The organism is Oleiphilus sp. HI0067 (assembly GCF_001635735.1).
The window spans coordinates 1-396 of record NZ_LWFI01000794.1 but is presented as its reverse complement, the minus strand read 5'-3'; the positions used below and the strand labels follow the sequence as shown (position 1 = coordinate 396).

The following is a 396-nucleotide window of genomic DNA, read 5'->3' as shown; positions in this document are numbered from 1 at the left end:
CTGCGCTCAGTGCATCACGGAATTCGGCGTTCGCGACTGAATATAAATCTTCGGTTTCAGGCGTATCCTCTGAAGTAGATTTTTCTTCGGCGTCAACGGGTGTCTGGACATCGCCTGCGCTTGTGACGCTAGAGTCCGCATAAGACAAAGGGGCAATCAGATGAAGGCTAATAAGAATAAGGAATATAAAGCTGTGTATGTACAAGAGAACACCTAAAAAGCTTACTCGTTTCTGCGTAAAGCGTAGCTCATCTTTTTTGTGACGCGAAATCTCACAAAAATTATCTGTACTTTTGTTTCAAACACTATACTGTGCGCCTCTGTATTACATTGCGTTAGGTAGTTTTTGACGATGCTGAAGTTGGTTCGAATTATTTTGTTTTCGCTGTATTTTGT

1 protein-coding gene is annotated in these 396 nt (G+C 41.9%); it reads right to left on the bottom strand.

Annotated elements, in window-relative coordinates; translation table 11 throughout:
* On the bottom strand, positions 1 to 205 hold a 205-nt coding region (locus A3739_RS28725), incomplete at its 3' end, for a hypothetical protein (RefSeq protein ID WP_156502489.1).
* Positions 206 to 396 lie beyond the last annotated feature (191 nt).